The sequence below is a fragment of the Gluconacetobacter azotocaptans genome (assembly GCF_014174355.1).
GTDB classification, from domain to species: Bacteria; Pseudomonadota; Alphaproteobacteria; order Acetobacterales; family Acetobacteraceae; genus Gluconacetobacter; species Gluconacetobacter azotocaptans.
This window is the reverse complement of sequence record NZ_JABEQF010000034.1, coordinates 1-8215: the sequence shown is the minus strand read 5'-3', so window position 1 is coordinate 8215 and position 8215 is coordinate 1. Positions and strand designations below refer to the sequence as shown.

Here is an 8215-nt window from a genome sequence, read left to right as displayed (position 1 = left end):
GGCTGCTGCGCGCCCGGCCCTCCCGCGCCCGGGCGTTCAGCCAGGCCGCCGCCGCCTGGTCGACCGGCAGCGGCGGCAGCGCCCGCGCCGCGCACCAGGCGGCGAAAGCCGCCCAGCCGATGGCGTAGTTGGCTGGACAGGGCGCGGGGGATTCTGCCGATCCGGTCACCTCAGGGGATGTCCGCGAAACGCGCCGGTTGCCCGGGACGAAACGCCGGCAGACTCACCGGGGTCACGGTTAACCCGTCCCGGCGAAGCAGGGCGATCGGCCCGCCGACGTCGACCAGCAGCGCCGCGTGGCTGCGACGCAGCACCGGCGCGATCTCCGGCAGCCACGCCCGGTTCCGCCGAACGCATGGTCAGCCACCGCCGCACAGCTCGAACTCTCACAGCTTAAACGATCCGCCGCTCGGCGTGGCCACCGGGGCGGCGGCCGGGTTGATCTGGCGCCGGGCTTCGTGTTCGAACCTCTTCCTGATGTTGGCGAGCGCCTCGACCAGTTGCCCCTCATAGATGTCATGCAGCTTCCGCCACAGCTTGGCGTATTGCGCTTCGAGGTCCTGGCTTGCCAGCACCCCGACCCAGAGTTTGATCGCTCGCATGGTCTCGGGGGAGACATTGGTGGGAAAAGTCCCGCCGTCCTGCACTGCAAGGGCCCAGGCGATGATCTGGCAGTGCGGGCAGGGCCGGTTAACCAGAGGCGCGATGCCGCCGTCCAGTAAAGTCGGTGAGCGCCGGCAGGAAGATCGCTCTATTTGGTGTCCTCGGCGCACTATCTTGGGCCGTCAGCTGGCCAGACACCTTTTGGGCACTGCCTCTATGGGCGAAGCTGTCTGCCGTGCTGACTTATGCTGCCGCTGGCGATTACGGCATGAACATGGGGCTTGTCTCGGGCATCTTCGCCCGACGACACAAGTCCAATTAAGGAGCGAATTGCCTTGATAGTAAGGTATATATGCCTTACTATGCGAGCGCATTGAAAGGGGGTCCCATGGCATCCTTAACCGTCACCGCAAAGGGGCAAGTCACGCTCAAGCGGGAGCTGCTCGAGCATCTCGGCATCCAGCCAGGGGGGCGGGTCGATTTCGAAAAAATGCCCGGCGGTGAGGTGCGTGTGCGCGCCGCGCGACCCGCTGGTACGATCGACAATTTCCTGCATGCGCTCGATGGCAAGGTGAAGCTGAAGACGCCGCTTACTATCGACGAGATGAATAGCATCGCTGGCGCCGGCTGGGCTGGCGAACTGGCCGACAAGTGAAAATTATCGCCGATACGAATGTACTCGCGCGTGCAATCCTTCAGGACGATGCCGCTCAGTGTCGAACCGCGCGAAAGATACTGATGGACGCGTCCCTGATTGCGGTGTCCTTGCCTTCCCTGTGCGAACTGGTGTGGATACTGCGCCAGGGGGCCAAGTTGCAGAAGGACGACGTGGCCACGGCGATCCGCGCGTTACTCGATACAAGCAACGTGGTCATGAACCGACCGGCTGTCGAAGCCGGTCTCGCCCTTTTGGAAGCCGGCGGCGATTTTGCCGATGGCATCATGGCTCACGAAGGCGCCTGGCTGGGTGGCGAGACGTTCGTGTCGTTCGATAAGAAGGCCGTCTCGCTGCTGAAGAAGCAAGGCGAGAAAGCCCGGCTACTATAGTCCAGTCCAGCAAAGGAGCCGAACATGGCTGACAACCAAACGACCGTACGCCTGGTCCAATGCGTGATAGTGGCGGGTATCGCTATGGCGTCATCAGTTGCCCATGCTCAGACTGATGTTCTTCGCGCAATGGGTCGGACTGTCGAAAGCACCCTGCCTGCCAATGCTAAAATCACACGGCCCGTTGTTCTTCCTCGCGGGACGCTGCTGGTATTCGGAGGCGATATATACGCGATCACGGGCACTGATTCTTGCCCCACGACGCAGCCGCACACTGGATGTGTCGAGATGACACCCGGAATGGCAAAGTCGGTATATCTGAATCCGGTCGGGACTAAAGACCGACTTCGTGGGGCTGTATCATTCACCGGGACGCCCGACAAAGTGAGCATCGCCTTGAACGCATCATCCTATCCAGATGGCAGGGTTCGCAGTTATCAGCCGCCGTTGATTGGTGGAGCAGCACCAGCACAGACGGTTATGGGCGAGCGGGACCGTTTTCAGAAGGAGCTACCTGACAAGATGACTAGAGCGATCATCGAGGGAATGGAAATTAAGCAATGACCTCGGCTTTCGCCCTCCTGTTCGCCTCCCGGAAGAAACGTGCCGAGCGCAAGCGCGTGCAGGCCATAAGCGCCTTTCTGGACCATCTCGAGCAGCATCCGTTCAAGGTTGCGACCTTGCGGGATCCTCGAAAAAAACATGCCCATTACGACCTGGAACGCGTGGTCGGAAACGCAGAAACTTGTGATGAGCACGCAGGACATCCTGCTTTGGGTGACCTGTGCCGCCTTATTCATAAGCCCCCAGCCTATCGCGCCGTGATCGATATTCTCTCGGTGACAGGTGTGAGCGCTACTCATAATAACTTCGTGGGCAATCTGGATGCTCTACCCGAAACAATGCGTTTTAGCGACCCTTATGAGGAAAATTACGGGCCTTTTGATCAGGACGGCATGGAGAAACTGCGTCAGGCGGTGTTTGACGAGTTTTCCCCTGGCACGGGGAGCAAGACGGGCCTGTTCAGTATCACCGATGTGACATGGAGCGGGAAACGTATTGCCGGCAATACCGGAGCCTCGAGGCGGTTTTCTCTTTGGCGCCGCCTGTCGGCCCGAAACTATAAGCCGGAGCGCATTCACGCGCTTATCCACCCGCTTGAGCTCAACAAGGACGCTCTGCGGAAGGTGCTGACCGACTGGCGGGTCGTCCACGTGAGCCGCTCACCGGAGATCGTCAGTTCGTATCGCGCCATGCGCGACGTGTGGCCCGAGGGGATCTGCGCGCTGGATTACCAGACGTCATGGGGGGACAGGCGCGAGGAAGACTGGATCATCCCACTCCCGCATCAAGTACCTTTGGAGGTGCAGCGAAGATTTGCCGCTCTTCACGCGCGGCTGGACCTGGACGGCATCGAAGATCCCTTGAGAGAGGTCTGTGAGGCCATCAGTCTCGCGCAGCGTAGTTCGGTGCGATCGAAACCGGATATTGCAACGGAGCCTGACTACAAGGCGACCGCTGTGCCGCCTTCTATCGTTCCTACGTTGAATGCGGGCGCCTGATGTCCTGGCGCTGCCCCGATCTAAATGGCGGCGGGATGCTGCGCGCCGAAGCTGGCGACTGGGGCACCTAGTTGCGATGCGACAGGCTGAGCTATGAGATCGACACCGGGCCGCTGATCGCATGTGACCATGTGGTGCTGCCGATCGCCGTCCAGTAGGCGTGGGCGGCGGCGTGCCGCCCGTCCACATAAGGAGCCAGAAGTGGCCGAGGTCCGCACGGTAGGGCAAACCTACGGCCGCTTCCGCCTTCATGCCGGTCATTCAGATGTGCAAGATATTTTCCCGATAGCAGATAATCAATGGAGGTAAGATTTCATAATCTATGATATTATTATCGGGTGGTTTTGATTTTTTAAAGGAAGGAAAGAGTATTATAATTTACAAAGTAATATAGATTAGATTTTTCGCAAAAAGGAGGACATAAAATGACCCCAAGCATTGATCTGCCCGCTATCTTTGACGTGGCAGCTGAAAAAATGTTATTATCTATAAAGGAAGGACGTCAAAGCCATGCTACAGGAAATATTCGTGAATCTGGCAGCGAGCTTGAGACAGAGTTTCGTCAGTTCCTAAGTGATAGAATTCCGAATTTGTATGGTGTTAAAAGTGGTTATTTATTTGATGCATCCATGAGTTGCACTCCGCAGATTGATGCATTTATCACAAACAATGAATTAACACATGCGTTAAAAGTCACATCCGAGGATTCTGTATACGTACCATATACTTGTGCGCATATGATATTTGAAATAAAAAACTCTTCATCTGGAATTAAATCATATCTTGACCAGATAGGTAATATTTCTCGCGCCATAATCGGTATGAGAAAAAAGTATGTGGAGAAGTATTTTGAGCCAGGATCGAATTTATACCATAAACCACTCAGTTTTTTATTTTTAGGAGATACGGAAAATGGCAAATTACGTGATATACAGGAATGGTATTCAAATAATGATATCAAACCTGATTATATTATATTACTCGATAGATCTCTTATAATAGCAGCGCAATCTCAATTTTTCACAATGGATCATTTGAGTTTCTATGATTACAGATCGGGTGATGAATACTGTATATTTGAACCAAAAAGTAGTATATGTAAGAAAGGCCATATGCTGATGTGGATTTATTTCTGCATAATATCAAATTTGAACTTGATACTTCATGGGAACAATAACCAAATAATAGAATTTACGAAAATTGTTGAAAATGATTATCCTATGAAGAAAAAGGCAGTTTTGTCGTCAGCGACTTCTTGGTGAATGACGATTTGTTCGAAATAAATTAATAGATAACTGAATCTGGGTTTTGCGAAATTCGTAGACCCCTATTCCCCAACGTTAAACGCGCAAACCTTCGGTTGTATAAACTTCGATGGCGCGAATTTCCCGAGGGGATAAAGGAAATTCGTTCATATGCTCCAAATTAACTCGGGCAAGCTATATCCGAACGGTGTGCGCCGCACGAACGAACTCCGGGGCGTGCTCTATTCCAATCTCTTGCTGATGCGGATGGAGGATAACGCGATTGTCACTCAGGCTGGCCGCTTGCTCCAGGCAGAGGCAGCCAACCTTCCTCGACCAATCGTCTACGAGGTTAGCGAACAGTTCGATGACGAGCCTAGAGTGGGCGTTCTGATCTCGCATGGCGTCCAACCTTACCTGCAGGATTTCGCAGCGGTTGTTTCCTTTGTCTTACGTGTGACCTGTACGCCCGACCCCGATCTCTGCACCAGGTTGCTGAGTGACAAGAGGAGTTTGGGCGTAATGACGCCCCCCGCCAAGCTCGTGCGTAAGGTGTTCGATAAGGAGATCCTACTCAACGAGAACGACGACAAATTGCTTAACGGTTTTATCGACGATCTAATTGGACTAAGGCGGAAAAGTTTTCTCGCTGTGATGCGGGCCATTCGCACCTACGTCACCGGACTACATCGTGTAGCCGACGATCTGGAACTCGCCTACACCTTGATGGTGGCCTCCCTGGAGTCCTTGGCTCAGGATTTCGATGGCCACACTGCGCAATGGAGCGACTACGAACAGGGTCGGCGTCAGAGGATCGACAAAGCACTAAAGGATGCGGACGAGGTGACAGCCGGTCGAGTGCGCGATGCCATTCTGAAGGGTGAGCATGTTGCCCTGAAACGACGATTTCGCGAATTCGTCCTCGCCCATCTCCCCGACTCTTATTTTTTGGAGAGCGGTCCTGTAGGCGCACCCGGTCGCCTCGACTTGCGCGATGCCCTGAAGGAGGCCTACGATCTTAGGTCCAAGTATGTGCATCGGCTGCAGAATCTGCCGCAAATGCTCGACACAGACTTATCCTATCGCGAGACTATTCGTAGCGGCCACGCGACGTTTCTCACCTTGGAAGGCCTCGCGCGCGTTGCACGACATGTGATCCTCGAGTTCGTCACTCAGCAACCGAAGTGCCAAACGGAGGATTACGACTACCGTCTCGAACGCTTTGGGATCATGTCGGCCGAAATGGCGCCGCAGTACTGGATCTGGCAGCAGACGGGGTTCGTCAAAGGGGCGTGTCGGAAGTACTTTTCTGCGCAGCTCGGGCAAGTCGCGGCGTGCATGCTAACCAAGCAGCCTGTCACCAACATGCGCGAGATCTGCGCCAAGATCGAGGAAATTTTACCAAGGTTGCGGGGAGAGGACCGCCGCGCTAGCGCGGCTATTTACATTCTGTTTAACCAATTTGTGCAGCCGGACGAGCGATCGGCGCGGTTCGCTGAGGTTTATGAAAGATGTCGAAAGATCCTATCCGATCCATCGATCGAGGCGCTGTGCCTTCATTTGCTGTTCAGCATCACGCCGACGTGGCCGATCGCTTCGCAACGAGAGGTGTTGGATAGCTACTTCGAGACGAGGAACCAAAAATCCGGCCTTCGCGTGCCAGAACTGTTCGAGGCGGCCATGGTGTTAAGCCTTGCCGAGCGCTATCGGGGTGGTGGAGATATCCGTCAAGCTAAGGCTCTGCTGGACTTCGCGGCCGTCAATATCTTGCATGTAGGGTCACTGGCGGTGCTCGCTACAGACTTTGACCCTGAGGTGGCCATCGACTGGCGTGTGCACCTACTTCTGGCATCATTCGCGAGAGTCCCGGAGGACACGCCTGAAGCTGGCGTGAAAGCCCCCCAAGCTGGTTCGGGTCCGCTCCCGGCTGTCGAAGTGGGCGACGAGGTAGATCAATCTAGTTGACCTTCATAAGAAGCCCATTTGTGTCGTGAACGTCGATAGCACGAATGACTGCTTTCCTAGTCTTACCATCCAAAAGCCGACATTCCGCTTGCCCCCAAAGCAGCCGTGAAGACGCCGCTTGAAGGCCGCCATTGCTCCGTGTATATGCAATGGATATACACGGAGCATCACATGCCCTACCGTCGCCAGTTGGATGCCTCGCCCCCGCGTGAGGCCAAACTCTTTCGGAACAACAAGAGCCAGGCGGTTCGCATTCCGGCCGACTTCGAGCTTCCCGGTGAGCGGGTGCTGATCCACCGGGAGGGTTCTCGGCTGATCATCGAACCTGTGCCTGGAAAGCGTTTGTCCGCCGTCCTTGCCGAACTGGAGCCGCTACCACCCGAAGACGCTTTTCCCGATATCGACAGCACACTTCTGCCGGCGCGGGACATCGACCTGTGACCGCGCTCTTCATGTTGGACACCAACATCATCTCTGATCTGGCCCGGAATCCTCAGGGCAGGGCCGCTCGGCATATCGTGTCTGTCGGTGACGACGCGATATGCGTCAGCGTCATCACCGCCGCCGAACTTCGTTATGGCTGCGTGAAGAAGGGCTCGCCGAAACTGACGGCGCAGATCGAGGCAATCCTGGAGGGCACCACCGTGCTCGCCCTTGATCTCCCTGCCGACGCTGAATACGGCCGCATCCGGGCGGATCTCGAGGCGGCCGGAACGCCGATCGGCCCGAACGATCTTTTAATTGCCGCACATGCTTGTGCCGTTGGCGCGGTACTCGTCACCGCCAACACTGGTGAGTTCGAGCGTGTATGCGGCCTGAAGGTCGAAAACTGGCTCGCCACTGCGTAGCGAGTCCAGCAAAGGAGAGGACAATGACTGAAACCCACGCCGCATTGACGCGCAAAACCGCCAATATCGTGGCTGCCTATGTCTCGGCCAGTGCGATTGGCGCCGACACATTGCCCGCTCTGATCGCGAGCGTTTACCAGGCCCTCGCTAACCTCGATGGACCCATTCCAACCACACCCGTTGCGCCGGAACCTGCGGTTCCGATTCGTCGCTCGGTGTTCCCCGACTATATCGTGTGCCTGGAGGACGGTCGGCAGTTCAAATCGCTCAAGCGCCATCTGTGGACCGCCTATGGCATGACTCCGGAGGATTATCGCGCCAAGTGGAAGCTGCCGACGGATTATCCGATCGTCGCGCCGAACTATGCCGCTCACCGCTCCGCCCTGGCCCGTGCCATCGGCCTCGGGAAAAGGCCCCCTGCCGATGCTGATATAAGCCCGCCTGGAGCAACCAATGAACCGCCAATTACCATCCTGCCGGAGCGCAAGCGCGGTCGTAAGCGGATGGCGGCCAAGGTCAAGCCCGAACGCACCATTGCCCGGTCCGTTTAAGGAGAGGCCGATGCCTGACAACGGAGCAGCCGAGGCCAGACGATTCACGCGAGAGCAGGCAGTCTCTTTTTCAGAGGCCGAGCGTACGCTGAATTTTCAATGTGAACCGAACCTTACGCCCATATCTCTTTCGTCGATCCACGAAATTGGCGCGAAATATCGCGCCAATTATGCGGAGCTACAGCTTGAGGTCAACCGAATGGAATGGTGGGGTCGGGGCGAATGATTCCAGAAAAGGAGGGACTAATGCCTGACAATCAGACGACCGAAGCTTCGCCTCGCATGAGACCTGTGCGCGGGTAGTGGATTGCCTGCGGGAGGTGGATTTTCAGGGCTGCCGCTCCTTTACTTTTGGGCCTGGTGATGCGTGGGCATTGAAGATGCCCACGTCCGTT

12 protein-coding genes are annotated in these 8215 nt (G+C 56.0%); 10 read left to right on the top strand and 2 right to left on the bottom strand.

All coding sequences use genetic code 11. From position 1 onward, the window contains the following. Positions 1-170: 170 nt before the first annotated feature. Complete coding sequence (locus tag HLH34_RS18780) at positions 171-314, bottom strand: hypothetical protein (RefSeq protein WP_183121092.1); 144 nt, start codon at positions 312-314, stop codon at positions 171-173. A 72-nt stretch (positions 315-386) separates the two neighbouring features. After that, positions 387-602, bottom strand: coding sequence for a hypothetical protein (locus HLH34_RS18775; protein WP_183121091.1), 216 nt, complete (start codon positions 600-602; stop codon positions 387-389). A gap of 389 nt (positions 603-991) precedes the next feature. Here HLH34_RS18775 and HLH34_RS18770 point away from each other — a divergent pair, with 389 nt between their 5' ends. The 10 genes from HLH34_RS18770 to HLH34_RS18725 all read left to right on the top strand — a co-directional run bounded on the left by HLH34_RS18770 (position 992) and on the right by HLH34_RS18725 (position 8046). Then, the gene (locus HLH34_RS18770; protein WP_183121090.1) at positions 992-1258 is read left to right on the top strand and encodes an AbrB/MazE/SpoVT family DNA-binding domain-containing protein; all 267 of its coding nucleotides are present in this window, start codon (positions 992-994) and stop codon (positions 1256-1258) included. Further along, positions 1255-1650, top strand: a complete 396-nt coding sequence (locus HLH34_RS18765) for a type II toxin-antitoxin system VapC family toxin (RefSeq protein ID WP_183121089.1) — start codon at positions 1255-1257, stop codon at positions 1648-1650. Before HLH34_RS18770 ends, HLH34_RS18765 begins: the two co-directional genes overlap by 4 nt. 24 nt (positions 1651-1674) lie before the next feature. Further along, positions 1675-2214, top strand: a complete 540-nt coding sequence (locus HLH34_RS18760; RefSeq protein ID WP_183121088.1) for a hypothetical protein — start codon at positions 1675-1677, stop codon at positions 2212-2214. Further along, positions 2211-3212: a hypothetical protein gene (locus HLH34_RS18755; protein WP_183121087.1), complete on the top strand. Its 1002-nt coding sequence runs from the start codon at positions 2211-2213 to the stop codon at positions 3210-3212. The genes HLH34_RS18760 and HLH34_RS18755 overlap by 4 nt, the downstream gene beginning before the upstream one ends. Before the next feature lie 425 nt (positions 3213-3637). Next, complete coding sequence (locus HLH34_RS18750; protein WP_183121086.1) at positions 3638-4474, top strand: DUF6602 domain-containing protein; 837 nt, start codon at positions 3638-3640, stop codon at positions 4472-4474. 153 nt (positions 4475-4627) lie between these two features. Continuing rightward, entirely contained in the window at positions 4628-6421 is a 1794-nt protein-coding gene (locus HLH34_RS18745; protein WP_183121085.1) for a hypothetical protein, read from the top strand. Positions 6422-6592: 171 nt separating this feature from the next. Then, complete coding sequence (locus tag HLH34_RS18740) at positions 6593-6862, top strand: antitoxin (RefSeq protein ID WP_183121084.1); 270 nt, start codon at positions 6593-6595, stop codon at positions 6860-6862. Next, complete coding sequence (locus tag HLH34_RS18735) at positions 6859-7269, top strand: PIN domain-containing protein (protein WP_183121083.1); 411 nt, start codon at positions 6859-6861, stop codon at positions 7267-7269. Before HLH34_RS18740 ends, HLH34_RS18735 begins: the two co-directional genes overlap by 4 nt. Before the next feature lie 23 nt (positions 7270-7292). Beyond that, positions 7293-7820, top strand: coding sequence for a MucR family transcriptional regulator (locus tag HLH34_RS18730; protein ID WP_183121082.1), 528 nt, complete (start codon positions 7293-7295; stop codon positions 7818-7820). A 10-nt stretch (positions 7821-7830) separates the two neighbouring features. Further along, positions 7831-8046: a hypothetical protein gene (locus HLH34_RS18725; protein ID WP_183121081.1), complete on the top strand. Its 216-nt coding sequence runs from the start codon at positions 7831-7833 to the stop codon at positions 8044-8046. Positions 8047-8215: the final 169 nt, after the last annotated feature.